Origin of the sequence: Rhizobium leguminosarum (assembly GCF_010668065.1) — a bacterium.
Taxonomy (GTDB): domain Bacteria; phylum Pseudomonadota; class Alphaproteobacteria; order Rhizobiales; family Rhizobiaceae; genus Rhizobium; species Rhizobium leguminosarum_S.
The window spans coordinates 211,250-235,608 of sequence record NZ_WUEN01000006.1 but is presented as its reverse complement, the minus strand read 5'-3'; the positions used below and the strand labels follow the sequence as shown (position 1 = coordinate 235,608).

Below are 24,359 nucleotides of genomic sequence, written 5' to 3'. Positions count from 1 at the left end.
GTCCGTCGGCAAGGCTACATCTTTACTCTTGACGACCACTGGATTTGTCAGCTCTCGAGCCAATCGAGGCAACTATTCGTGGTGAAGAATTCACAAGGCGATGATGGCTTTCTCGGCTTTAGGGATTGTGATACAAATCCTAGGATAATAGATCCAATTCTCCGAGCTTTTATATCAATGCCCCGGCCCGTCACGCAACGCCAAATTGCCCGCACCGTGCTAACTGAGCGCGGAATAGCACGTTTGGTGGAACTGCGGAACGCAGGTGTGACGGCTGCCACCATGAGCCGAATGGAACGAGATGGTGAAGTGCTCCGGCTTGCCCGCGGTCTTTATCAACTTCCTGATGCGCAGCTCGACGTCAACCACAGTCTGGCGGAGGTTGCCAAACGCGCGCCAAAAGGCGTTATCTGCCTCGTTTCAGCATTGGCGTTCCACGGCCTGACAGATCAGCTCCCGGGACAAATCTGGCTTGCCATAGCCCGTAAGGACTGGGCTCCGAAACTGGACAGCCCCGCTATGCGCATCGTGCGTTTCACAGACAGCCTTCTCAACGAAAGCGTCGAAACCCATGTCATTGAAGGCGTTCCTGTGAGGGTGTTTGGAATTGCCAAGACAATTGCCGATTGCTTTCGCTATCGCAACAAGATCGGCCTTTCAGTAGCGATAGAAGGGCTGCAGGAGGCGCTGCGGCAACGAAGGGCTACTCCTGGCGAAATCGCCAACCAGGCCGAACGCGGTGGCGCCGGATCGGTGATCCGGCCGTATCTCGAGGCGCTGACCGCCAATGGCTAAAGAAATCAGAAACGTCGGTGCTTCGGTTCGCGCCCGCCTGTTGCAACTCGCCAAGGCAAGCGGACAAAGCTTCGATCTGGTCCTGACGCGTTTCGCTCTTGAACGGTTATTGTTCCGGCTTAGCCAGTCGCCCCACGCCGGTCGCTTCGTTCTAAAAGGGGCGATGTTGATGATGAGTTGGTTCGACAATCCGCACCGAGGCACCCGCGACCTCGATCTTTTGGGTTTCGGTGATCCGAGTCCGGACCCGATGCTTGAGACATTTCGGGAAATTCTGGCGCAAGAGGCCGACGATGGCGTTACGTTTGACGCTGATACGCTGCATGTGGATCGTATTCGCGAGGCATTGGATTATGGTGGGCTCAGGCTGCGGGTGATCGCTTCGATCAGCGGAGCCCGGATCAACCTGACGATCGACATCGGTTTTGGCGATGCGCTTGAGCCTGGGGTGGAGGTTTTGGATTATCCTTCTATGCTCGATTTTCCGATGCCGCGGCTTCGGGCCTATGCGCGAGAAACGGTCATTGCCGAGAAGTTCCAGGCAATGGTGATGCTGGGGCGAGTAAACAGCCGCATGAAGGATTTCTACGACATCTGGATCCTCAGCAGGTCTTTCGACTTCAGCGATGATCGGCTGGCGCGCGCAATAGCCGCTACCTTTGATCGCCGCGCGACATCGATCCCCATTGACCTCCCCGACGCCCTAACGGACGCCTTTGCCAAGGACCAGCAAAAGCAGCGGCAATGGCGAGCTTTCGTTGAAGGCGTTGCACACAATCCTGGCGATCTGACAGACGTCATCGCGGAGATTGCCACATTCCTGATGCCGCACGCGGTCGCGGCTGCGAGGCTGGACTAGTGAGCGGTTTGCTCGCAATCTGTCTCACTTTAATTTCATGCGTCGAAAGCACACTAATTTCATGCTTTGGAGCCGCGCTAAATTCTGGCTTGGCCGGAAGATGCCCCGCGAATGGGAGGTGAACTCAACGCTATTGCTGACCACCAATGCGGGAAAGATCGATCCGCATCCCCGCGCGTCCAACATCCTGTACCGTCCCTGGCTGTACGTCTTTCGGCGTCGCTTCCTCACCATCCACTGACTCGGCGGGACGCGTCTCATCGCTTTGCTGCGGCGCTTCGATGGGTATTCCAGGATCCTCGGCCTGAAACACACTCACGCCCTCGAACTCGCCGGTTTTCCATGCGTAGACTGCATCATCAAAAATCTGCGGGAAGACATCTTTGCTCGTGGGGTTGCCATACCATTTCGCAACGATCCTCAGAACCTTGGCGAACATCGTCGTGCCTTTGCGGAGGTTCTGGCAAGGATCGACGAAATCAGGCTTCAAATCAGCGGGCTGCTTGACTCCAACCCCAGCAGGAAACTGAGTCAGACCGACTCGGACGACCGCCTGACCAACGTATTGGCGCATGATCGCCATCGCCTCCTCAGTCGATGTGGCTTTCGGAACGAGTATTAACCGGCCGCCCGATTTAACAGTGACGGCGAGGGGATCATCCGAGCCCGCTGCCATCACGAATTGCTCGATGATCGCGGGCTTGAGAGAAGGGTCTGCACATTCGTTTATCAGGGCTGCGTCGATCATGGTGTCTCCTGGGCACTCAAGTGTTGAAGGCAATAACAAGCGGCTTTGCGAAGAGCTTTGCCCAAGCCGTGGCAGTAGTCCGCTGGATGGCGACGATCGACGTCCCATCGGTCCACCAACCGTTCCCGACGGCAATGATGAAGCCCGGATCGTGCAGCATGGACTGAAGCACCGGCCAAACGATCAGTTGCTCGTAGCAGATCAATGGCGCCGCGCGGCCGGCACCGATCGGGACGATCGGGTTCGCAAAAAAATCCGCCCTGGCACCGCCACTCTCCCCGAACAAGAAACGCCACGGCTGCCACATCGAGCCGGGAACCGGCATGCGTTCGCGATAGAGGATGCGGCTGCCCTTCCTGTCGATCGCGACCAGAACATTGTTGTAGCCCCCGGGATCGACCACCGCGGCCCCGGCCATCACTGTGGCATTGCTATCGCTGAGGGCGCCTGTCCAAAGCCGCGCCACGGTCGGGGTCCAGAAGCCAAGCGCACTTTCCGGCAGCACGACATAGCGGGCACCGTCGCTGGCGGCGTTACGCACCGTTGCGATTATGTCACGCTGGCGTTGAAGACCGGCCTCTCGGCCGAGCGAAGCGCCCAACTCCAGATCAACGCCGCGCCAGCCTTCCGGTAGTTTCGGATCGGTCCAGATCGCGGCGAACCACAGCCAAAGGCCTGCAAAGGCGATGGCGACAGCTGGCCAAATGCGTGTTGCGAGGCCCGCAAGGCCGGCTGTCATGAAGCCAAGGCCCCACCATCCCCATCCCGGGAACAGAACACCCGCCGCCGTGACAGGATGCGCCCAGCCTGTGATGCCGAATGGTGGGATGGCCATGATGACGGCCGCAAGGAGATAGCGAGAAGGACGAACGCGCGTGTTCTTTGTCCAGAGGACAGCATGCACCACCACAAAGCTCAAAGAGGCGCACAGCCAGAGCAACAAGCCCGGCCAGATATCCGACGAATAGAAGGCGGCCACGCCTTGCGGCAAACCACGTGATGCGGCCAGAAAATATCCGGCGGAGACAAGTGCCGCCACTGATCTCGTTCGCGCGATTGACCAAAGAACCGGAAACCCCAGCGCGACAGGTAGAAGCAACACATGGCCGCTCCAGCCCACCACGCCGATCGCGATCGAAGCGAATATCAGCAGCGCCGGCCGAAGGTAATCACGGCACATAGGTGAACACCTCCTGCGCCAGCCCGAGAATGCCGGAGATCGGCACCGGGCCAAAATATCGGGAGTCATAGGAGCCGGGGAATGCGGAATGCAAGAAGACATATCCTGGCGGTACGATGCCGCTTGGAAAGGGCGTCAACGGCCGGCCTTTTCCATCTCGTAGTGCGAGACTGGAAGAGGAAACCCTCCACCCATCCACGCTCACTCTGACGCCGATTTCGACATTTTGTCCTCCTACGGCGATCACTGTCTTGATCAACGGTGCGACGCCGCCCGGGCAGGAACCAGAACGAAAATAGCCACGCGCTCGTGCCTCCCGCATTTCCGCGGTAGCCGGTGGGCAGATGAACACCAGATCATTGACAGCAACGGGGCGATGGAGCGGAACGATACGCCATACGCCGAGTGGCTCGCTCGGCGTCAGATTGATGCGGTAGCCGCCGGCGAGGCCGGTGCCGATCGCCAGTATGACCACCAATGCGGCCATAAAAATGATTCCAGCCGCTCGTCGTTGTTCCGCGGTCATCGCCCGCCGCGTTCCAGCTCCCGCGGTCATTTCAGCGAGAGCCCCTGGCTCTTCGTCTGACGCAGCGTCTCGGCCTGCTTGAGCGCTTCGGTCGTACGCTCATGAGAGCCAAGTTGCTGGACCGTGCGCATGGAATTCCACGCGGACTGGACCTCGGCCTTCTGGCCAGCCGTCATGCCCGATGTGACGGTCTCGAAGGTCTTGCCACTCGTGTCTTTCGCGGCCAAAGGCAAGAATGTCCGTTCCCCGAAACGCTCGGACACAGCCTTGGCAAATCCTTCGAGTTCGGCTTTCACCATCTTGTCGGCCAGCGCATATTCGAGGCCGGCCGGAAGATCGTTGCGATCGATCGCATCGCGCACGCGTTCGAGCGTTTGCTTGGCGGCTGAAGATAGCGCCGGGATGTCGACCGAAACCTTCAGACGGACTGCGCGCTCCTCTGTCTCGTGTTTCAATTCGGCCTCGGTCCGCTCACGAAGGTAGCGTTCAAGATTTCGGGCGAGCGCCGGTACATTGGCGAGCGCTTTTTCCCGGTCCTGCTTGTCGCCACGGCTCGCGAGAAGACCGGTCTTGCCCTTGAGCGCGCCAAAGCTCTCCGGCTCGCCGGCAATCCTTGCCAGGGTGGACTGCGCGACCGACTGGTCCTTCAACATGGTATCGACATTGATCGCCTTGAAGGCAGCTTCCGGCTTCGCGTAGACAAGCTGGAAGCGGGTCGAGACGTCCTCCCATTGCTTCTTGAGCCCGGGATCGGCGGCTAGCTTGTCTTCGACAGCCTGGTCGAGCGATTTCGGGAAGGTGGTGATGCCTGATACCATGGGCTTGGCCTCCTTGATTGTGTCCGGGATGGAGTGTTTGTTGCTGCCGCGAACCAGTCCTAGCGCCGGGCCGATGGCGGCAAGACGTGCGCCGAGATCGGCGAGCTTTTGTTTCTGCCGGACGGTCCATTCGAGCCGATCGCGAGCGATCGTGCGGGCGACGTTGACAAGATGAAGGCCCCGCGCTTCCGCGAAGCGCAGCGCTTGGCCGTAGAACGACGCCTTCTCGTAATCGAGGGTCGTCTCCTTGGCATTCCTGCGCGACAGGATCGGGATCAAACCGCCGGCTTTGGCGAAGGAGCGCCGGCCGTAATAGACGGCGAGATCCTCACGGTGGCGCGTCATGGCCACATAGGTGAGATGCCTGTCCAATGAAAGGGAAGCAAGCACCTTCACCCGGTCGACGGTCGCGCCCTGGCTCTTGTGGATCGTCGTCGCATAGCCGTGGTCGAGGTTGTTGTAGAAGCGCTGTTCGATCGTAACCTGACGGCGGTGCTCGGCGTCACCGATCTCAGCGACGATCCGGCCGGGTGCAGCCTCAAGCACCTTTGCGAGCATGCCGTTCTTGACACCAAGGCTGCCCTCGTTCTTGAGGAACACGACCTGGTCGCCGGCCGCGAACATGCGAGTTCCGCCCTCTGTCTTGAACGCAAATCCGTCCGCGACGACGCCGCGTTCGACCAGCTTGGCGCGGGCCATATCGTTCAACATCCGGACGTCGCGGCGAAGGTGTGCGAGGATCAGGCTGGTCTTCGAAGGGTCGTAGTCCCGGTCCCAAGCTGCGATCAGGCTTTCGACCGCCTCGTCCTTCAGTCTCAAACCAATCATTCGACCATAAGCGGCGTAGGCGTCGACAGCCTTGCGGATATTGCCACGCGCCAGATCGAGCGAGGCATCGCGCATCCATTGCTGGCGCTGACGATAGATTGTCTCGAGTTCGGCATAGCCGATGCGATCGGCGATCGCACGAAAGGCGGCGCCTGCTTCGATCGGCTGCAGCTGTTCCGGATCACCGACAAGGACGAGCTTGGCGCCAGCCTTGGTTATGGTTTCGACCAACAGCGCCATCTGCCGTGACGACACCATGCCGGCTTCGTCGAGCACGAACACCGTCTTGTTGTCGAGCTGGTTGCGTCCCTGGTTCCAGCGAAGCTCCCACGATGACAACGTGCGCGATTGGATGCCTGCTTCCTTCTCCAATCCCTCGGCGGCTTTGCCCGCCAAGGCGCCGCCGACGACACGATAGCCGGCCGCTTCCCATGCCTCGCGCGCAGCCTTCATCATCGTCGTCTTGCCGGCGCCGGCGCGACCGATGACAGCGGCGATCCGCGCGGCCCCGGCGACATGTTCGATCGCCGTTCGCTGCTCATCCGACAGACGGGAATGGCGCGCAAATGTCGCTTGCAGCACCGTCTCACGGACCCCACGGGAGGCGCGACCGGAGAGCCAGATCGCACGGTTGGCCATCTCGGCTTCGAGCCGGATCATCTCGCGCGTGGTGTATTTCGCCGCCTCCCGGACCCCGGTCGCAAGATTAATCCGCTCGCGTTCGAGCCGGAGCGCTTCCGGGCTCTGCAGTATCCTCACCATCAGGCTTTGGAAAAGCCGGGCATCGTCGATGTACCGGTACAGGACCTTCGCTACATCGCGCTCGTCAAAGACGCTCTTCTCCCGCGTGATCAGCTCAAGCACGATCTCGGGACGACGCCGGATGCGTCGAGCATTCTCACTGCGGCGCTCCTCCTGAAGCTCGATGCGTTCGAGTTTGGGAGTCGAGGTCTCCGACTTGTGGTCGGATTGCTCGGCCTTGCGCTCGATGGCTTTGGCGCCGACGCCGAGGTGAATGGTTGGCTCGAGGTCGATACCCTGCTTTTCGAAGGAACGGCCATCGATGCGGATATCGAGGCCGGCAAGCGCCAGATGTTTGTTCTGGCAGGCAAACCAGCCGTCGCGAAACGCATTGAAATCCTCAGTGCTACCGGCCCACAGCTGATAGACGATTTTGCCGGCGTCATTTCGGATTGGCTTGCCATCCGGGCCGAGCACCGCGACCTTCTTCGAACCGAAACCGTCTTCGGTGAGCGGGCGCAATGTGGTCATGAGGTGGACGTGAGGATTGCCCGGGGCGTCGTGATAGACCCAGTCCGCGACCATGCCCTGCGCAGTGATGTGGCCCGCCGCAAAGTCGTGCATGAGCGCGATGTTCTGCACGGCCGTCAGCTCGAGCGGCAGAGCTATGGTGACGTCCTTGGCGAGCTGCGCGTCGGATCGCTTCTCGAAGCCCTCCACCTTGTTCCAGAAGGACTCGGATGCGCCGGCGACCGAGCGATCGGCAGTCATGCTGCACACCCATTCCGGCGCGTCGGCAGGGATCACGAACTCCTCATGCAGGAGCCCCTGCTTTCGCGTGTAGTCGATCGTCCGGGCTTCCCGCTCGAACTCCATCTTGGCGCAGTGCCGGTAGGCCGCCGACAGCACGGCACTGCGGCCGGAGCCACGGGCGACGACGCTGACGGAGAAGTGAGGGACGGCCACGGCGGAGTTCTCTCCCGGTTGCGAACGAAATCAAAAGGTTCGTCGGGAGCGGCCGCCCCACGAGGCTCTCTCAGCAATACGTCGCGCCAGCGACGTATAATTGCGCCCTTGGAAGCCGCTCCTTCGGAACGGCCGGGATCATTCCCGAAAGCATCGCCCTTGGCGATTGTAGGATTCACAGTAGTGCGTTCCGCACTCCGGTCCGAAAAACTGGGTTCGAAAGACAAGCTTTCGCACTCAGGGAGACAGACGGACATGAAGAAGCCATCCGCGAAACTTCGCGACGAAATCGCCAAGCTGCAGGAACAGCTCAAGATCGCCGAGACCCGGGAAGCGGAACGCATCGGACGGATCGCGCTCAAGGCGGGCCTTGGCGAGATCGAGATCGACGAGGCGGAGCTTCAGGCAGCGTTTGAGCAACTGACCAAGCGATTTCGCGGAGGGCAGGGCGCTACGGCCGGAAAAGAAAGGGGAGGGGCAGCCGTCGTCTCGCAGCAAACCGCGCCGGTCACGTCTGGCGCGGGCGCGGGCAGCGCTGGCGAGGCTTGAACGCATGGCGAGGACGATGACATCCGACGCCCGCAAGAAGGACACGCGAGAAAAGATCGAGCTCGGCGGACTGATCGTCAAGGCCGGTCTGCGCTACGAGAAGCGAGCGCTGTTGCTGGGCGCGCTGGTCGATGCAGCGCGCCGCATCAAGAGTGACGATACCGAGCGGTCCAGGCTCACGGCAATCGGCGTGGAGGCCTTCGGCAATGACGATCAATAGGATTGCGCTCGTCGTCATGCCAGGGACGTTGATGATCCTGGTCGTCATCGGGATGACAGGGGTAGAGCAGTGGCTTTCCGGTTTTGGCAAGACCGAGGCCGCGCGACTGGCATGGGGGCGGGCGGGCATCGCATTGCCCTATGTGGCCAGTGCGGCGATCGGAATTCTGTTGCTGTTTTCGAGCGCCGGTTCGATCAATATCAAGCAGGCAGGTTGGGGCGTCGTCGCGGGATGCAGTGGGACGATCTTGATCGCAGCCATTCGCGAAACAATGCGCCTTTCCGCTTTCATGACAGTACCCGCCGACAAGACGGTCTGGGCCTTTCTCGATCCAGCGACGTCGATCGGCGCGAGTGCGGCGCTCTTATGTGCCTGCTTCGCGCTTCGCGTCGCGCTCATCGGCAATGCGGCATTCGCAAGGGCCGAGCCAAAACGCATTCAGGGCAAGCGGGCGCTCCATGGCGAAGCGGATTGGATGAAACTGACGGAGGCAGCAAAGCTGTTTCCCGATGCCGGTGGTATCGTCATCGGCGAGCGCTATCGGGTCGACAAGGACAGTGTCGGGAGCCAAGCGTTTCGCGCCGACAGCGCTGAGACGTGGGGCGCCGGCGGCAAGTCGCCGTTGCTGTGCTTCGATGGCTCGTTCGGCTCGTCGCACGGGATCGTCTTTGCCGGTTCCGGTGGCTTCAAGACGACGTCGGTGACGATCCCGACGGCACTGAAATGGGGCGGCACGCTGATCGTGCTCGATCCTTCGAACGAGGTCGCACCGATGGTCTCCGTGCATCGCGGCGGAGCCGGAAGGGATGTATTCGTCCTCGATCCAAGGAAGCCTGACATCGGTTTTAACGTGCTGGACTGGGTCGGTCGTTTCGGCGGGACGAAGGAAGAGGATATTGCCTCGGTCGCCTCATGGATCATGAGCGACGGCGGAGGCGTGCGTGGTGTCCGTGACGACTTCTTTCGCGCATCGGCGCTGCAACTGCTGACGGCGCTGATCGCCGATGTCTGCCTGTCCGGCCGCACGGACGAGCACGACCAGACGCTTCGGCAGGTGCGCATGAACCTCTCGGAGCCGGAGCCGACATTGCGCAAACGGCTGCAAGACATCTACGACAATTCGGGCTCGGATTTTGTGAAGGAAAACGTCGCAGCCTTCGTCAACATGACGCCGGAAACTTTCTCCGGCGTCTACGCCAACGCGGTCAAGGAAACACACTGGCTTTCCTATCCGAACTACGCAGCACTCGTGTCTGGAAAGAAGTTCGCGACCAACGAGATCGCGGCCGGCAATACGGACGTCTTCATCAACATAGACCTCAAGACATTGGAGACCCATTCCGGTCTTGCGCGCGTCATCATCGGCTCGTTTCTGAATGCGATCTACAATCGCGACGGACAGATCAAGGGGCGCGCCCTGTTTCTCCTCGACGAGGTCGCGCGCCTCGGCTACATGCGGATCATAGAGACCGCTCGCGACGCCGGTCGCAAATACGGCATCACGCTGACGATGATCTATCAGTCGATCGGCCAGATGCGCGAAACCTATGGCGGCCGCGACGCGGCAAGTAAGTGGTTCGAGAGTGCCAGCTGGATTTCGTTTGCCGCGATCAACGATCCCGAAACCGCCGATTACATCTCCCGGCGCTGCGGCATGACCACGGTCGAGATCGACCAGGTGAGCCGGAGTTTCCAGGCAAAGGGATCATCGCGCACGCGCTCGAAACAGCTTGCCGCCAGACCGCTCATCCAGCCGCATGAAGTTTTGCGCATGCGCGCCGACGAACAGATCGTCTTCACCGCAGGAAACGCCCCACTCCGATGCGGACGAGCCATCTGGTTCCGGCGCGACGACATGAAAGCATGCGTCGGCACAAACAGGTTTCACATGGTCGGGGATACGCCAAAGCCTGCATGATCCAAGCCGGCGCGCGGTGCAACCGAGCAAGGCTGATCCAGAAAAATGAAGAGTATCGGAGAAATCAGCATAGCGACGCCCGGCGGGCGGGATTTCGGGAATTCTCGTTGCGTGACGGGAGGAAAACAGGGCAGCCGCAGGAGCCTCAACATAGTGGCCCGAAGGGGAGGCGGGATCGACTGCCCCCGCCCGTCGCGCACCATTTTGCCGGCCACACCGCAGCCCGGAGCCAAGCTCCTCCGTAAACGCAGATGAAACCGGGTCCGACATAGGTTGAGACGAAACGAGGGGATCGGAAAGTGGCGAAATCAAATGTGATTCCGTTTAGAAAGCCGCCGAAGGCCGGAGGCGGTCGCGACCGGCAGCGCGCGGGTGGAGGACTGCTGAGATCTGGCCGGAACAGATGGCGTAAACGCTCGACGGCAGTTCTATGCACCGTGATCATTGCTGTTGGGGGTTGGCTTGCCTATGGCGGCGCCGACGTTCTTCCCGATCTCGCCACTTTGACCAAGAAACCGACGACGGATTCATTGTCGACCGCATTTTCCGATCTGCGACGGAAGCCATCGAGCGAACTGCGTCGTCGACGGCGACACATTCTGGTTCAACGGCGAGAAAATCCGCATCGCCGATATCGATACGCCCGAACTCGGCCCGCCCCGCTGCGAGGCCGAACGGATAAAGGGTGAGGCGGCAAAATCCCGCCTGCTGACGCTGCTCAACGCTGGAAAATTCTCGCTAGCGGCCGGGTTCCGTGACGAAAACAAATATGGACGCAAACTGCGAACCGTATTTCGTGCAGGCAATTCGCTGGGCGATGCCTTGATCAAGGAAGGGTTTGCCCGATCATGGGATGGTGCCCGACACGGCTGGTGCCAGGGCGGGTGACAGCCATCATCACCTTCCCTGCACGGGAGAGGGAGAGGGATAGGGGCTTGGGGAAAGGGAGGAGGGAACCGTCCCCTTTCTCCATGGGAGGAAGTTTGAAGGAGGGGCATTGCCCTTCCTTCATGGGGTGAGATTGAGAGGGGCGGCAGAGCCCCCTTTCATAGCCGCTCGGCTCGGTCGATCCGGCTGGAGGGGCTCATGTGAATAGGCAAAGACCAGAGGCGACAAGCCGCCTCTGGTCTCGACCTCAGTCGCTCGGATCGAAAGGCTCTTTGTCCTCAAGGCCGATGTGCCATCGTTTGTCGGACCACCGCGACGGGAGGTAGATCTCATCACCGCCGAAGTGCGCAATGATGATCTCGCTGGCCTCGTGGAACAAACCGAAATCGACCTTGTTGTCGACTGCCCAAAGCAGCGCTGCAGACAGAAACTCCCGCGAGATATCGGCGGGAAGATGCACTTCCGCATCAAAATTTCGGCGCAGTCGTTCAAGCCAATCCGGCTGTTGATCCGGCCGCTTCTGATCTTCTTCCACCACACGAGCGAATTGATGCTTTGTCATCAGAGTCTCCTTTTCGTTTTCTGACGAAAGGTGTCGGCACCGTAGTCCGTGAGGGGTCAGGGACCGCGGAACGCGGCCGCCCTGCGGCGAGCGGAGGAACCGATTTTCTCTGTGCCGCTTGCGGCGTTGGGAAAATTGGAGGGGCCGCGATGTCCTTGACGCCGGAACGGCGGGTGCAAAATGGGACGTTAGAGAGAGATAGAACTGCGTCCTGAAGGGACGCGACCGCTTGCCATCTCCGATGGCGACGGGAGGCTCCGGCTGTCTCCGGACAATGAGATTTCGCAGAGGCATGCTTCTTGCTGCGAGAGGATCGTAACCCGGCGGGGCGGAGACCGCGTGCGGGCTCCGGTCGCGGTGCGACCACAGCCGTGCGCCATCGGCGCCTCGCCCAAGCCCCATTCTTCACGAAAATGAATCGGTCGCATCTGTAGGATTCACATATGTCGTTGGACGTAGCGGCGCCGTGTGACGATCATGCCGGCATGATTTCGCAACCATACCAGCTCTATGTCGAACGAACGGATCCAGCCAAGAACATGGCGCGGTATTATGCCATGGAGATCGAGCAGACGATGTTCGGAGAGGCCTGCCTGACCCGGCGATGGGGACGGATCGGCAAGCGTGGACAGGAAAAGCAGCATGTGTTCGAACGGGAGGAGGAAGCGGTTCGCTTGTTCCTTGAGCTGTTGAAGCAAAAACGTGGTCGCGGCTATCGGCCAAAAACAACCTGCCGATATTCGCCGAGCTGACGATGATTGTGTTCCGCGTTCCAGCTGGTAGAGGAGGGGCCGCTGAAGCGGCCCGCGGCGTGTTATTCGCGCCGGTTCCAGTCGGTCTCGAACGACGCCTCGATCTCGACGAAGAACGGAATCTTGATGGCCAGTTTCAGGCCGAGTTTCCCCTTGCGGAAGTAGTGACAGATCACCCTGCCGAGGGTGCGGAGCCGACGGCCGGTGGCGGTGAGGAACTGAGCGAGCTGTTGCACGGTATTTTCTCCTTTCGAAATGCGGATATCGCGGGGATAGGCCGCATGGCGGACAAGGAGGGACGCACCTGAAAGGACGAAACGAGAGTGAAGGACCTGCCGGCGCCAAGAATTTGGCACGCGAGGAGCCGCAATACGGCGGGGAAAATTCTGGCGCCGGCAGGTTGCGGGCGACGGACGGGATGCAGCATCCCCGATGTCGATGACGGTAGATCGAAAGGAGAGTCGCAGCGGATCGCCCCTCTCGGGATCCTGGATGCCGGCGGTCCCCCAGTGCTGGTGGTATGCCGCCCTCAGAAGGGCGGCTCGGCGTCGATGGAACCATCCTGTTCGCCAAGCATCATGATCAGCTCGGCCTGGGCGATTTCGAGCTCGGCTTCGATCTCGCGACGCTCGGCGGGCTCGATGCAAGCGTTCAGCTCGGCGCGCAGTTCTTCGATTTGTTGTTCGATCATCGTCATCTCCTTGATGTTTGAGAAAGATGACGCCCGCCGGCGTGGCGGTGGGTCAGGGTCAAGGATCGCGCATGCGACCGCCAGCGGCGGTGAGTGGGGGAGCCGAAATGCGCCGGCATTTTGGGGGAACCGCTCGTCCTTGAGGCTGTCCCGGCTCCACGGCACGATAGGCCCGATATGAGCAGACCCCCACTTCTCCGTATGGCACCCTAAAAGTCGGCCGCGGGCTCGACGCCCGTTGCCGGCTTTCTTAAAGCGGCCAGTTGGCCCCGCCTCGGTGGCGGGGCCTTGTTGGGATCTCAATCCCGATTGGGGCGGGACCAGATCAACTGGTAGCCGTCCTCGCCTTCGACCTCGGAGAGCGTTGCGTAGATCGGGGCGGGGAAGCTCGGGTCGTCCAGCTTGACCGAGAGATAGTCGCGGTCGCTCTCGCCGGAGCGCTTCTGCCAAGCCGCACCCAGCTCGACATTGCCGGCGTAGATGCGGAAGTGCGGGCCCTTGTCGGAGGGGCTGTCGACGCGGGCGATGCGGGCCTTGACGTTGAGTGCGAGGGTGCGGATCGAGCCGGTGAAGCCGTTTTCGTTTGCGGTGAAAGTGCCGATGGTAGCCATTGTCTGTTCCTTTCGGTTGTTTCGGGCCGCGCCCTTCGCGGCCTCGATGGCTGTCGCAAGGATCGGGGACGATCGGACCGCACCTGGAAGGCCGTAATGAAATGGAGGGCGGTCGGGAGAAACTTTGTTGTCGCGCGAGGAATGCGAACGCAGTTCGCTGGGGAAGAAAGTTGCGGACGGCCGTTGCGGGAGAACGATCGAGGCGAAGCCGGTCTCCGATCAGACATGCCTCATCGAGCCCGCGGAGGGCGTGGCCTATGACAGCGGTGGAAGGAACTTGGTCATGGCCCTCGCCGTGCGTTGCCCCGGCAGAACAGCCCGGCCGCGAAGCCGTTCCCCAGGTCTCTAAAGCATAGCGTCGGCTTCGGATGCGACAAACTCGGCCGTCCGGGCAGTTGTCTCCTCTCATCAACGCAATATTGTCGGGCCGCGATTCGTCGCCTGGAGGATCTATGCGTCAGCAGACAAAGCCGTTTACCGTCGAAATCAAGCAGTCCCGAAAGCTGAAAGCCAACGATCGGAGACCATCGATCTGGGGGAGGCTGGACCTCACGTCCGATGAGCACGCGCTCGCGGAGAGAGCGCCGAAAGAGCTGTCGGCCGTTGCGGGTGACAATGACCGACCTTGACGTCTCCTACGCGGCCGCTCTCTCGTCGGCCTGAATGGGCTGGAGACCGTGCAGGAAGCTGACAGCACGCTGGGCATGCGCCGCGGCTTGGAAGATAGCCCGCTTGTCGTCAGATAGAACCTTCAGCCACGAGTCCAGATAAGACGCATGGTCCAGCCGTGGCTCCAGCTCCGGTGCGATCCCGAGATCGGCGCATAGGAAGCAACTCCCGAGCTCCGCAATCAACTCTTCGCGAGCCCGCTCGGTCTTGTCCTTCGCATAGCGGCTAAGATCGCGATCGACGCGATCGGGGCGCGCAGTCCAATGGCAACTTTCGTGACTGAGCGTGGCCACGTAGGACGCCGCGTCTCGGAATGTCTCGAACGGCGGCATCTGGATGTGATCCGTGACCGGAGAGTAATAAGCCTGCGAGCCGCCATGCCGAATGACGGCGGCCGTGTTCCTGAAAAAGTGATCTGCGTGCTCGACGCGCTCGACAGGATCGAGCACCTGTGTCGGTCGGTGATGGTAGTGTTCGGGCAGCCTGTCGATCTGTTCGATGTTGAAGACCGTGTAAGCCTTCAGAAACGGGATCTCCCGGTCGACTTCTTCACCATCGCCGTCCGCCTCGGACTTGGTGAAGCGGCCGGCGAAGACGACCGTCGAACCGGTCTCGCCCTTGCGCACCGCCGCTCCCAGTTCGAGCGCCTGCTTGAACGTCATCCACGTGGGTGACGTGAAGCCGCGCGCCATTCCCTCCGACCATAACAGAAGAATGTTCATGCCCGAATAGGGCTGACCGTTGTGGCGCAGCGGCCGGGTAATCCGGCCATCCGTGTTGGCCGCGTGCCAGGGTTTCATCCAGGGTTTTACGCCCTTTTCGAGATCGGCAACAATTCTATCCGTGATCCGCGCATAGATGTCGGCGCGTTCGCCTTCGGCTTTCCTGCTCATGTCGTGATCCTCCGTTTGGAGGCCGCCCCGATCGCGGCCCCGTCGCGGAGGTCCGAAGGCAGGAGCGATCAGGTGGTCGGCCGCACCGGAACGGCCGGAACGGAGTGAAGGACGGCAAAGCCGTTGTGGCAGACCGGCGGCTCCTGCAGGACCGCCGACAAGGACGAGGCCGCGTGGCGGGCAGGGCTCTTGTTTTTCCTTCCGTTGACATGGAAAAGGCCGGTCCCAAAGGAACCGGCCCAAGGATCAGTGAGAGGGAGATGGCGGAGCCGAAGCTCCGCCGGAAGCGCCTCAACCGAGAGCCGCCATCTGTGCCTCGGCCGCCTTGCGGTCGAGCGACTGGCCTGGATTGTCGACCGGGCGGTCGAAAGGCTTCCAGGCTTCGCCGATGACGTGGCGATAGGCTGCGACTGCGCCCTCGGCGGCCATCCGCAGCGCGTGGGACTGTATGCCCATGTCGGCAGCGAATTCGCGTTTGCGCTGGGCGGCGCTGTCGTAACCCACCGGGCCATCGAGATCCTCGTCGCGGGGATCGTTTGCCGATTTGGCGGTCGCGTCTCGGGCTTCGGAGACTGCTCGACTGTAGAACTGGCCGGCGCCGTGCGCCGAGCCGACATACGCACCGACGATACGCTGGAGATGGATCTGCATCGCCTTCTCACCGAGACCGTCCGAGAGGCTGTCGGCGGTCTCAATGATCAGGCGCTCGTGGAGTTCACGGATGCCATCGCTGTCGACTACAGCGGTTCCGAAACTCTCAGCGATCAGCATTGCCTGCGCAGTGTCCGGGCATGTGAGCCTGACCATTTCGAGGGTGGTACCCTTGCGGAGCGGCACGACGCGGGCGGCAGGTCGATTGGTTGCGGGCTTGGCCATGGGATCTTCCTTTCGTGGTTTCACCGAAGCGGCTCCGGCCCCTGCCGGTCTGCCCTTCGATGCGGTCGACAGGAACCGGCTAAGGACGGGCGCTTTCACAGGTCCGGGACGGCCGGGCGAGCGAAACGGGTTTGCGGACAAGCGGGGTAAAGCCCTGCGAAGGACGCGAACCCGTTTTGCGAGGGAGGCTGCACCGGCCGCTTCGCGGCGCGCCAGCGGCCTTTAAACGACCGGCCGCCGGTTCAGACCGCAGCGAAAACGAAGGGCAGACCGGCGGGGACGGGTTATGGCTCCGAACCCCCGGAGGAGAGAACCTCTTGCGAGCGACAGCCCGCATCCCTTCCTCCAGCTCGGACCAGCCGCCACGAAAGCCCCCATACGGTCGGACTCACGCCGCCGCACGCCCTGCGACGGTCCCCATGGCGTCGAGCAGTTCATCCGAACAGTCTGCCGGTGAAGTGCCCGGAGCTCGCGGCTGTGCTCGGCCTGTTCGAACATCCGTCCTTGAAATTCCGTCTCATCCGCAACGGCGCCATGATGCGAGTAGAAGTCGTCGCGCTTAAGCTCGGAAAGCGGCCGTGACACGCGCCAGGCGCTGATAGAGCCGATTGGGGCGAGGTCGTAAATCAAAGACGCGGACATGCGTATTCTCCTGTTTTGAGGTGAGGAAACAAAGCCGCCGCCGGTGATGGCCGGCGGCGGTATCGATCAGTACGGAGTTGTGGGGCAGGGTTACTCGGCCGCAATTCCGTAAGCGGTATCGGAATCCTCAGTGCCGGTGTCAGCGTCGGCTTCATCCAGCTCTTCGAGCTCGGTGTCGGCTGCGTTGCCTCCGACCTCGCCTTCCGGATCATGGGGTTTGTCGACCAATTCGGCTTCGATCGAGGGATCAGACTCACCGTCGGCACCGTCCTCGATGCCGCCCATCGGCCCGTCGGCGGGTGCATCGTCGTCATCGCCCCCATGCTCCATGTTCTTGGCCAACCATTCGCCCATCTTCACGTCATCGGGTGCGAAGAGGCCAGACGGATGCACGAAACGCTCTTCCTTGAAGTGCTCGACAAGGGCAGCCCGGGTGTCCCTGACGCGCGGGCGGGGAGCGACACTCCTACCGCCGCAGGACGCTTCCAGTGCCGGACGCGATAGGCACGCGAGGAATTGCTCCGTGCCCATGTTCGGAAGATAGGTGTCGGCGCCTATGGCATCGCCGGCGATCCGGGCGACAATGCCGCTGTCCGTGCGGTTGGTCCGCGCCGACAGTGCGTCGATCAGGGTCGACCTGGCCACGACACGAAGCGTATCTGTATCGAACTGCAGCTTGCCGCTTTCACCGATCAGCCGGACGGCGTGCCGGGCGAAGCGCTTGGAGCCGTAGAGATGGTTGGAGGTTTCGGAGTCGGAATCGACCGAGACGTTCTGCCCGGCGAATGCGAGGACGAGCAGCGCCAAGAGGGTATCGTCTTCGATCGGCGCTCGTGCCAGTGCCTCGTGCAGAGCGTCTGTGCGGAAATCGCCGATCATGTCGAGGCCGTTTCGGGTCACGTCGGGACGGGTCTTCCCTGCAACGTCGATGGCCTCGTTCGTGTCCTCGCCGCCGGGCGCGGTCGGATCGCCCTTTCGCTTCGCCTTCTTGATCTCCGGCAACCGGAAATGGGCGGACTGCACCTTGCCCTCACGATCGAGATACATGGCGGTGCAATCGCCTTTGCCGGGCTTGCCGTAGATACGCTCCGCCTTCGGCGGCAATTGGGGTTGGCCCCAATTGTTGAGCTCGACGATGGAACCCTCCTTGGGAAGATTGCTACTCATCCATTCCTGCTGCGCACCGAGGAATGCTTCGACGTTGGTGGTGTAGCGGTTATCCTCGTCGGCCGGTCCGAACAGGTCTTCTGCCCACTCGATGCCGTAGGCCCGGCGGAGATCATCGCCGAAACTCGCATCGCGCGCGAACATGCGGGTCTTGGTGAGGCCGTTGGCGATCGCCCACCAGGATGCTGTCTCACCCTTCTTCGGCTTGTGTGCCTTCCAGACTTCCTTCTGCTCGTCGAGTGACGCTGCGGAAATCGGGCGAAGCTGCTGCTCGCTCGGCATGTCGCCCTTGGCCATGTGATCGAGCATCGCAGGCAGCACATTGGCGAGCAGACGAAGCTTGCGGATCTGTCTGACCGGCAGGGCCAGCGCAATCGCAATAGCTTCCTCGGTCCAGCCGAGAGCAACGAGGCGCTCGATGCCGCGCCATTGATCGACGGGGTTGAGCGGTTCGCGCGCGATGTTTTCGATCATCGAACGCATCGCGCCATTATCGTTGGCCGCCTCGACGACGATAACATCGATTTCCTCGATGCCGGCGGCGATGGCCATGCGGGTGCGCCGGTGACCGGCTTCGATGACATAGCCGTTGCCGCCGGCTTCGGCGAAAATGACGGGTGGCTGGATGACCCCGACGGCCTTGATGGTCGCAAGCAGCAGCGCGTCGGCCTGGGGCGTCGACTGCGACTGGCGCGTATTGTCGGGATTGTCCTTCAGCGCACGCGGATCGACCTTCATGAGTTGCATGGGAGTGTTCCTTTCCGGGGATGCGGACGCGGCCTTCTGCCGGTCCTTCCTGTCTTCATTTTTTCCTGAAGACATCTCCCGGAGCGCAAAGCGGCCTGACCGGCGCAACTGCGGGCGAGCTGCCCTGCCGCGAAGGACAAGCGGGGCTAACAGCCTTGCGAAGTACGAGTGGCCGGGCTGCGTAGGCCGCGGTTGAGCGCCAGCGGCGACGGGAGGACCGATCTGCGACCGGTTTTTCTTTCACCCTCTTTCCTGTTTTTTCAGACGGGCGATCCCATGCGAAGGTCAGAATTCGGGTTGAGCGGGAACAAAAAAATGGGCCGTCGGAAGAACCGAGGCCCATGAAGTGTGAAGGTTATTTAACCTCCAGAGGGGAACAGCCGTTGCGGCGGCACTGGGAGGAGACCGCCATGTGCATCAGCTGTGTGCACTATGATGATATTTTGATCAGATGGAAAACATTTATTGTGCAATGCACCTATGCACATGCTGCACTGCTTCCAAAATCAGGCTGACTCCCTGGCAGAGGCCCCTGCCTCGCGCGCCTCGGCCGCGAGTTCCGCCTCAACCTCCCGGAGCTGGCGACGCTTTTCGGCCAGCTCACTCGCGAAGGTAAAATCGCCACCCTGACGGGACTGGTAGGAAGCAAGACGCCGGCGCGCATCCTCCAGCCGCTGGCGATAGCGTTCCCGCTCCCCGTCGAAATCATCCAGCGCATGCTCGAGGCGGAAGACGGCGCCGATCGGCGTCACCGTGACGGCGAGATCGATCTCGTAGTCCGCGCCCGTGCGCTGAAGCATGGTGGTGTAGCGATAACCGTCAGACTTGCCGAAGCGCTCGCCATCGTAGACGAAATCGAAGCCACCAATGGAGGCGACGACGATCTCGCTCTCCTGTTGAAGCTGGACGAGGGTGAGGATTTCCTTCATCAGCGCGCGGCCGGCTTCCTTTCGCTCGTCGTATGAAACGCCTGTGACGGTCATCGTAAAGGCATCTCCCGCAGTCGGAACCAGCCGCGCGATGTCCTTGCCGATCTCGCCGATCCGCCGGAGCGATACCTCGATGTCGCGTTCGGCGTCCCGGACCTGGCGGCGCACCGCGAACAGGTCGTCATCATGGGCGGCGCGCAGCCGTTCGAGCCGAGCGATATCGGCTTCGAGCCCGGCCTTCTGCATCAGGCGCTCGTCGCCCGAGGCAATCGCCTTGGCCATGGCAAACTGGTTGGCCTGGCCCTCCCCAAGGTCGTCCAACCTGCGGATCGAGGTGTCGCCGGAAAGGGCGGCGGCGATGAAGCGAGCCTTGCGCTCGTTGTTCTGCCACATCGCAGCATCAAGTGACCCTCGCGTGGCGTAGGCGAAGACGTCGACGACATCGTGCTGATTGCCCTGGCGTACGATCCTGCCCTCGCGCTGCTCGATCTGCGATGGGAGCCACGGCACGTCGAGGTGATGCAGCGCCTTCAACCTGAGCTGGGCGTTGACGCCAGTGCCCATGGTCTCAGACGAGCCGATCAGGAAGCGAACCTTGCCCGAACGGACGTCACCGAACAGTCGCTGCTTGGCCTCGGTCTTCTTGAAGTCCTGCATAAAGGCGATTTCCGACGCGGGCACGCCTAGGCGGATCAGTTCGTCACGAATCCAGCGGTAAGCGGAGAAGCCGCGCGTCTTCTCGACATTGATGGTGCCGAGATCGGAGAAGATCATCTGCGCCGCGCCTGGAAGTTCATAGGGCTTGCCGTCCGGACGAAGATAGGTGTTTTCGCTCGTTTCCGTCCAGATGCGAAAGGCGTTCTCGATGAGGAGATTGAGCTTGTTGTCCGGCTCGTCGTCGTTTGCCTGAATGACCAGGCGCAGGTCGATCGCCGCGTGTCGGCCGTCGGTGATGACGGACAGCAGGATATCGTCGCCGGGCTGCGCTGGCCCCTCTCGCATCTCAATCGCCTTGATGCGGCTGTCGAGGATCTGCTGATAGAGTTTGAAGGCCGGCGTCGGTTGCGCCGTCAGGATCTGCCGCCGTCCGGTCGAGACGTCCGGAACCTTGACATATTGCTTCAGGTCCTCCGGCATCACGACGTCGGCGAACGAGCGGAACATCGCGATCAGCTCCGGCACGTTGACGAAGCTCGCGAACCGGCTCACCGGCTTGTATTTGCCCGACGGCTGGATTTCGAGTTCGGTCGTCGTGTCGCCGAAGGTCGAGGCCCAGGCGTCGAATTCGTGAAGCCCGCGTTCGCGCAGCGCCTCGTGGCCGAGCAGGCGCTGGATCGAGAACATCTCACCGAGAGTGTTGGTGATTGGCGTGCCGGAGGCCAGCACGAGCGCGCGGCCGGGATTCTTGGTCTCGATATAGCGGGACTTGATATAAAGGTCCCAGGCCCGCTGCGATCCGTTCGGGTCGATGCCTTTCAGTGTCGACATATTGGTCGCAAAAGAGAGTTTGCGGAATTCCTGCGCCTCGTCGACAATGATCTGATCGACGCCAATTTCCGAGATCGTGAGAAAGTCGTCCTTGCGGGTTGAGAGCGCTTCCAACCGCTCTTGCAAGCCTTCCTTCAGGCGCTCGAGCCGCTTGCGCGACACCCGATCCTCGCTGTCCACCTTGGTCAAAAGCTCCTCGTAGAGCTCCAACTCTTCTTGGATCATGTGGCTTTCGAACGCCGACGGCACGGCGATGAACCTGAAGGCCGAATGGGTGATGATAACAGCATCCCAGTTGGCCGTGGCGGCTCGCGACAGGAAACGTGCCCGCTTGTCTTTGGTGAAGTTGGTTTCGTCGGCGACGAGGATACGAGCGTTCGGATACAGCGCCAGGAACTCGCGCGCCGCCTGTGCGAGGCAATGGCTTGGCACGACCAGCATCGCCTTGGCGATTAGGCCGAGCCGGCGCTGGTCCATGATCGCGGCTGCCATCGTCATCGTCTTGCCGGCGCCGACAGCATGGGCGAGATAGGTCGAGCCGGAGGAGATGATCCTCCAGATTCCACGCTTCTGGTGCCCATACAAAACAAAGGCGCCGGAGGCGCCGGGAAGCTTTAGATGGGAGCCGTCGAATTTTCGAGGCGCGAGGTTGTTGAAGCGGTCATTATAGACCCGCGCAAGCCGGTCGGTGCGGTCTGGGTCAGTCCAGACCCAGTTCTGAAAAGCCTCCTTGATCTTTTGCAGCTTGTCGCGCACTGCTTCCGTGTCGACGACATTCAGAACGCGGCGTTCACCGCCAACATCCTTGAACACGTCGAAGATCTGCGAAATCCGGCTGTTCAGCGCGTCGGCCAGCAGTTCGCCCGCGTGACGGCGGCTTGTGCCCCATTCGGAGGTGCCGCCGGCGCTATAGGCAAACTGGCGTGCCTCGACGGTCCATGACCCGAGTTCCGGCATATGGTGAATCCTGATGTCCACATCCATCGTTTGCTTGACGAAGGCGACGACATCGGCAGCCGGAATCCAGGGTGCGCCGAGACGGGCGGTGATATCCGACGGTCGGAGGTCGGCAGGCTGGACGTCCTGCAGCGCTCGGACATTGCGCTCAAACGCCGGATCGAACGCAGCCGCCGCTTCGGCGACCGTGAGCTTCGTGCGGACCGGGCCGGAGAGATAGGCGTCGGAGGTCTGCCAGGAGCCATCCGCGGGATCGCGGAAGATGGCGTCACCGAGTTCGTCGATCACAGCATCCGGATCACGGTGCAGCAGCTCGGCAATATGCTCGGGATCGACGCAGCCACGCTCGTTGAGAACGACGGCGAGCGCGTCGGCAGCCGAAGTTATGACCGGCGGCGCGGGAGGAGAAATCACCCGCTCGGTGAAGATCGGACCAGGCTTCGCCGTATCGGTTTCGAGGTCGTAGTCCTCGATCGAGGCCACCAGCCAGCAATCGGGATCGTCCAGGAACGGCTGGAGATTCGGCCGACGATGGGATTCGCGGACCTCGCCGCTTTCCTCGTCCTCAGAGATCGAGACCGTTGTGTGGTTGATCGGCCCGAAGTCGCGGATGAAACTCGACCAGGCGATACGCAGCCGAACCTGCAGATCGCGCCACGGCTGGTCGCGTTCCTGCGCTTTCAGCACCTCGCGGACGGCGTCGCGGATCGGAATCAGCTTCTTGATGATCCGGACATGTTTTTCGGACAGGCCTTCGCCTGACCTGCCTTTTCGCACCGAAACCGCGAGCGGGGCTCCGTCGATCATTTGCATGAGACCGTGGCGGTTATTGAGGAAGAAGCTGCCCTCGCGGACCTTGTCGTTGGCGGGGCGGAGGTCGACGATCTCGCCCAACTCCTCTTCCAGATCAATGTCGACCGACGTCGGCTCGCCGTCATACCGATCCTCAGGGAGAAGAGCGATCACGGCCTTCAGTGCCGTTTGCAGGTCTTCACCGGCGCGTGGCCGGCATGTATAGGTCTCGCCGAACGGGCCAGACGTTGAGGCGTGCTCGCCGAGCACGAAATCCGGGTGCCGCGCGAACCAGCGGTTTACGCGGATCGCCCCCTCGTCGGATGTCGCAGGACGAACCTCTTCGAGTTCGAGCCATGACAGATCACCCTCCGGCTCGCCGGCCTTGCGCTTGCGAAAAAACAGGATGTCCACGACCACATCCGTGCCAGCGTCGCGGCGGAAGCTGCCCTCGGGGAGGCGGGCCGCTGCGATCAGATCGGCAGACCTGGCGATATGCTCTCGCGCTGTGCTGTCCACCTTGTCCATCGTGCCGCTGCTTGTCACGAACGCGGCGAGTGCACCGGGCTTCAAGAGATCGATCGACCGGGCAATGAAGTAGTCGTGCAGCCGCAGACCGAGCGGACGGTACTGCCGGTCCGACCGAACTGTTCGATCGGAGAAGGGCGGATTGCCGATCGCGAGATCATAGATCGCGTTGAGATCGGTGCGCGCGAAGTCGGCGTTGATGATGCGTGCCTTCGGCTGAAGAAGCCGGACAATGCGCGCTGTTACCGGATCGAGTTCGATCCCGGTGACATAGCTTGTGTCACGGAGCGCCGTTGGCATCAGCGCCGGAAAAAGGCCCGTGCCGATTCCCGGCTCCAGCACGCGGCCCCCGCGCCATCCGAGCCGCCGCAAGCCCGCCCAGATCGAGCGGACGATGAACTCGGGAGTGAAGTGAGCATATTGGATGCCGCGCGCGAGCGAAGCATAATCGGCGTCGGTGACGGCGCTTTCCAGCGAACTGCCGAGGTCACCCCAGCCTTCCTGGAAATCGACGTCGCCTGGACGCCGGAACATGCCGTTTGCGAGTTCCGATGCGCCAAAACCGGTAAAGCGGATCAGTTTTGCCTGTTCGTCACTGGTGGCGGGTCGATCCTGCTTTTCGATTTCGTTGGCGGTCAGGATGGCCACAAGGTTCGCCTTCGCCCTTTGCTTCCAGTCGATCGCAAGTCCACGATCGCCATTGTCGAGATAGAAGTTACCCCGCAGGCCGTGTGTCCGCGGCGCCGGCTGCTTCGCAACTGGTGGAGGCAATGCCGGCGCAGGGGAGGGCGGCGGCGGATCGGGATCGTCGTCGTTGGCGGCGAAACCGCCAAACGCGGTGACGCCCAAGCCAAGGCCGGACGACAACGCGCTGCTTACAAACATATCGAGGGTGAAGGGATCGTTGGACATTGAAGACTCCTTTTCGAGGATATGCGCCATCGCCCGCAGGACAGGTCCCGCGGGCGATGGCGGATGAATGAGGTGAGGAATTTGGATCTGGTTCGTCCGGCTGCAGC

At 61.6% G+C, this 24,359-nt stretch carries 19 protein-coding genes and 1 pseudogene; 7 read left to right on the top strand and 13 right to left on the bottom strand.

Translation table 11 applies throughout. The features are described 5' to 3' along the window. The first annotated feature begins 177 nt into the window (after positions 1–177). Positions 178–795 (top strand): type IV toxin-antitoxin system AbiEi family antitoxin domain-containing protein, encoded by a 618-nt coding sequence (locus tag GR198_RS19125; RefSeq protein ID WP_077988207.1) that lies wholly within the window; start codon positions 178–180, stop codon positions 793–795. Then, a complete protein-coding gene (locus GR198_RS19120) occupies positions 788–1,654 on the top strand; it encodes a nucleotidyl transferase AbiEii/AbiGii toxin family protein (RefSeq protein WP_131714233.1) in 867 nt (288 codons plus the stop codon). Before GR198_RS19125 ends, GR198_RS19120 begins: the two co-directional genes overlap by 8 nt. A 130-nt stretch (positions 1,655–1,784) precedes the next feature. Here GR198_RS19120 and GR198_RS19115 read toward each other — a convergent pair whose 3' ends face one another. The 4 genes from GR198_RS19115 to traA form a co-directional block, all read right to left on the bottom strand. Next, entirely contained in the window at positions 1,785–2,402 is a 618-nt protein-coding gene (locus GR198_RS19115) for a TraH family protein (RefSeq protein ID WP_164023975.1), read from the bottom strand. Between the two features lie 16 nt (positions 2,403–2,418). Continuing rightward, positions 2,419–3,582 (bottom strand): conjugal transfer protein TraB, encoded by a 1,164-nt coding sequence (locus GR198_RS19110; protein WP_164069435.1) that lies wholly within the window; start codon positions 3,580–3,582, stop codon positions 2,419–2,421. Then, a complete protein-coding gene (traF, locus tag GR198_RS19105) occupies positions 3,572–4,069 on the bottom strand; it encodes a conjugative transfer signal peptidase TraF (RefSeq protein WP_018482041.1) in 498 nt (165 codons plus the stop codon). Before traF ends, GR198_RS19110 begins: the two co-directional genes overlap by 11 nt. A 65-nt stretch (positions 4,070–4,134) precedes the next feature. After that, entirely contained in the window at positions 4,135–7,461 is a 3,327-nt protein-coding gene (traA, locus tag GR198_RS19100) for a Ti-type conjugative transfer relaxase TraA (protein WP_164069380.1), read from the bottom strand. 255 nt (positions 7,462–7,716) lie between these two features. On the opposite strand from traA, the gene traC reads away from it, so the two are divergent. The 4 genes from traC (at position 7,717) to GR198_RS19080 (ending at position 11,036) form a co-directional block, all read left to right on the top strand. Then, positions 7,717–8,010 carry a conjugal transfer protein TraC gene (gene traC / locus GR198_RS19095; RefSeq protein WP_011654562.1) on the top strand — a complete coding sequence of 98 codons (294 nt, stop codon included), beginning with the start codon at positions 7,717–7,719 and terminating at the stop codon, positions 8,008–8,010. 4 nt (positions 8,011–8,014) lie between these two features. After that, on the top strand, positions 8,015–8,230 hold the full coding sequence (traD, locus tag GR198_RS19090) for a type IV conjugative transfer system coupling protein TraD (RefSeq protein ID WP_011654561.1): 216 nt from the start codon (positions 8,015–8,017) through the stop codon (positions 8,228–8,230). After that, positions 8,217–10,148 carry a Ti-type conjugative transfer system protein TraG gene (gene traG / locus GR198_RS19085; protein WP_018482044.1) on the top strand — a complete coding sequence of 644 codons (1,932 nt, stop codon included), beginning with the start codon at positions 8,217–8,219 and terminating at the stop codon, positions 10,146–10,148. Before traD ends, traG begins: the two co-directional genes overlap by 14 nt. Positions 10,149–10,673: 525 nt before the next feature. Further along, a complete protein-coding gene (locus GR198_RS19080; RefSeq protein ID WP_409514057.1) occupies positions 10,674–11,036 on the top strand; it encodes a thermonuclease family protein in 363 nt (120 codons plus the stop codon). A gap of 247 nt (positions 11,037–11,283) precedes the next feature. On the opposite strand, the gene GR198_RS19075 is transcribed toward GR198_RS19080, so the two are convergent. Beyond that, the gene (locus GR198_RS19075; RefSeq protein ID WP_064251367.1) at positions 11,284–11,598 is read right to left on the bottom strand and encodes a hypothetical protein; all 315 of its coding nucleotides are present in this window, start codon (positions 11,596–11,598) and stop codon (positions 11,284–11,286) included. Between the two features lie 443 nt (positions 11,599–12,041). Between GR198_RS19075 and GR198_RS19070 the strand changes: the two genes are divergently transcribed. Beyond that, positions 12,042–12,350 carry a WGR domain-containing protein gene (locus tag GR198_RS19070; RefSeq protein ID WP_018482047.1) on the top strand — a complete coding sequence of 103 codons (309 nt, stop codon included), beginning with the start codon at positions 12,042–12,044 and terminating at the stop codon, positions 12,348–12,350. 62 nt (positions 12,351–12,412) lie between these two features. On the opposite strand, the gene GR198_RS35440 is transcribed toward GR198_RS19070, so the two are convergent. The 8 genes and pseudogenes from GR198_RS35440 to GR198_RS19040 form a co-directional block, all read right to left on the bottom strand. After that, entirely contained in the window at positions 12,413–12,586 is a 174-nt protein-coding gene (locus GR198_RS35440) for a hypothetical protein (RefSeq protein ID WP_312876457.1), read from the bottom strand. A 293-nt stretch (positions 12,587–12,879) separates the two neighbouring features. Continuing rightward, positions 12,880–13,041, bottom strand: a complete 162-nt coding sequence (locus GR198_RS19065; RefSeq protein WP_018516739.1) for a hypothetical protein — start codon at positions 13,039–13,041, stop codon at positions 12,880–12,882. A 299-nt stretch (positions 13,042–13,340) separates the two neighbouring features. Further along, positions 13,341–13,652, bottom strand: a complete 312-nt coding sequence (locus GR198_RS19060; protein ID WP_018482050.1) for a DUF736 domain-containing protein — start codon at positions 13,650–13,652, stop codon at positions 13,341–13,343. Positions 13,653–14,287: 635 nt separating this feature from the next. After that, positions 14,288–15,214: an ArdC family protein gene (locus tag GR198_RS19055; RefSeq protein WP_131646237.1), complete on the bottom strand. Its 927-nt coding sequence runs from the start codon at positions 15,212–15,214 to the stop codon at positions 14,288–14,290. A 291-nt stretch (positions 15,215–15,505) separates the two neighbouring features. Then, complete coding sequence (locus tag GR198_RS19050) at positions 15,506–16,090, bottom strand: hypothetical protein (protein WP_018482054.1); 585 nt, start codon at positions 16,088–16,090, stop codon at positions 15,506–15,508. Positions 16,091–16,492: 402 nt separating this feature from the next. After that, a pseudogene (locus tag GR198_RS35895) lies at positions 16,493–16,690 on the bottom strand (DUF7007 domain-containing protein); the annotation flags it as partial. A gap of 132 nt (positions 16,691–16,822) precedes the next feature. Then, entirely contained in the window at positions 16,823–18,646 is a 1,824-nt protein-coding gene (locus tag GR198_RS19045; RefSeq protein ID WP_164069379.1) for a ParB N-terminal domain-containing protein, read from the bottom strand. 506 nt (positions 18,647–19,152) lie between these two features. Further along, positions 19,153–24,252 carry a DEAD/DEAH box helicase family protein gene (locus GR198_RS19040; protein WP_164069378.1) on the bottom strand — a complete coding sequence of 1,700 codons (5,100 nt, stop codon included), beginning with the start codon at positions 24,250–24,252 and terminating at the stop codon, positions 19,153–19,155. Positions 24,253–24,359 lie beyond the last annotated feature (107 nt).

What these genes read in the sequence shown, in the direction of transcription:
- GR198_RS19125 (WP_077988207.1), top strand. Translation starts at nt 178, where the DNA reads ATGCCCCGGCCCGTCACGCAACGCCAAATTGCCCGCACCGTGCTAACT.
- GR198_RS19120 (WP_131714233.1), top strand. Translation starts at nt 788, where the DNA reads ATGGCTAAAGAAATCAGAAACGTCGGTGCTTCGGTTCGCGCCCGCCTG.
- GR198_RS19115 (WP_164023975.1), bottom strand. Translation starts at nt 2,402, where the DNA reads ATGATCGACGCAGCCCTGATAAACGAATGTGCAGACCCTTCTCTCAAG.
- GR198_RS19110 (WP_164069435.1), bottom strand. Translation starts at nt 3,582, where the DNA reads ATGTGCCGTGATTACCTTCGGCCGGCGCTGCTGATATTCGCTTCGATC.
- traF (WP_018482041.1), bottom strand. Translation starts at nt 4,069, where the DNA reads ATGGCCGCATTGGTGGTCATACTGGCGATCGGCACCGGCCTCGCCGGC.
- traC (WP_011654562.1), top strand. Translation starts at nt 7,717, where the DNA reads ATGAAGAAGCCATCCGCGAAACTTCGCGACGAAATCGCCAAGCTGCAG.
- traD (WP_011654561.1), top strand. Translation starts at nt 8,015, where the DNA reads ATGGCGAGGACGATGACATCCGACGCCCGCAAGAAGGACACGCGAGAA.
- traG (WP_018482044.1), top strand. Translation starts at nt 8,217, where the DNA reads ATGACGATCAATAGGATTGCGCTCGTCGTCATGCCAGGGACGTTGATG.
- GR198_RS19075 (WP_064251367.1), bottom strand. Translation starts at nt 11,598, where the DNA reads ATGACAAAGCATCAATTCGCTCGTGTGGTGGAAGAAGATCAGAAGCGG.
- GR198_RS19070 (WP_018482047.1), top strand. Translation starts at nt 12,042, where the DNA reads ATGTCGTTGGACGTAGCGGCGCCGTGTGACGATCATGCCGGCATGATT.
- GR198_RS19065 (WP_018516739.1), bottom strand. Translation starts at nt 13,041, where the DNA reads ATGATCGAACAACAAATCGAAGAACTGCGCGCCGAGCTGAACGCTTGC.
- GR198_RS19060 (WP_018482050.1), bottom strand. Translation starts at nt 13,652, where the DNA reads ATGGCTACCATCGGCACTTTCACCGCAAACGAAAACGGCTTCACCGGC.
- GR198_RS19055 (WP_131646237.1), bottom strand. Translation starts at nt 15,214, where the DNA reads ATGAGCAGGAAAGCCGAAGGCGAACGCGCCGACATCTATGCGCGGATC.
- GR198_RS19050 (WP_018482054.1), bottom strand. Translation starts at nt 16,090, where the DNA reads ATGGCCAAGCCCGCAACCAATCGACCTGCCGCCCGCGTCGTGCCGCTC.
- GR198_RS19045 (WP_164069379.1), bottom strand. Translation starts at nt 18,646, where the DNA reads ATGCAACTCATGAAGGTCGATCCGCGTGCGCTGAAGGACAATCCCGAC.
- GR198_RS19040 (WP_164069378.1), bottom strand. Translation starts at nt 24,252, where the DNA reads ATGTCCAACGATCCCTTCACCCTCGATATGTTTGTAAGCAGCGCGTTG.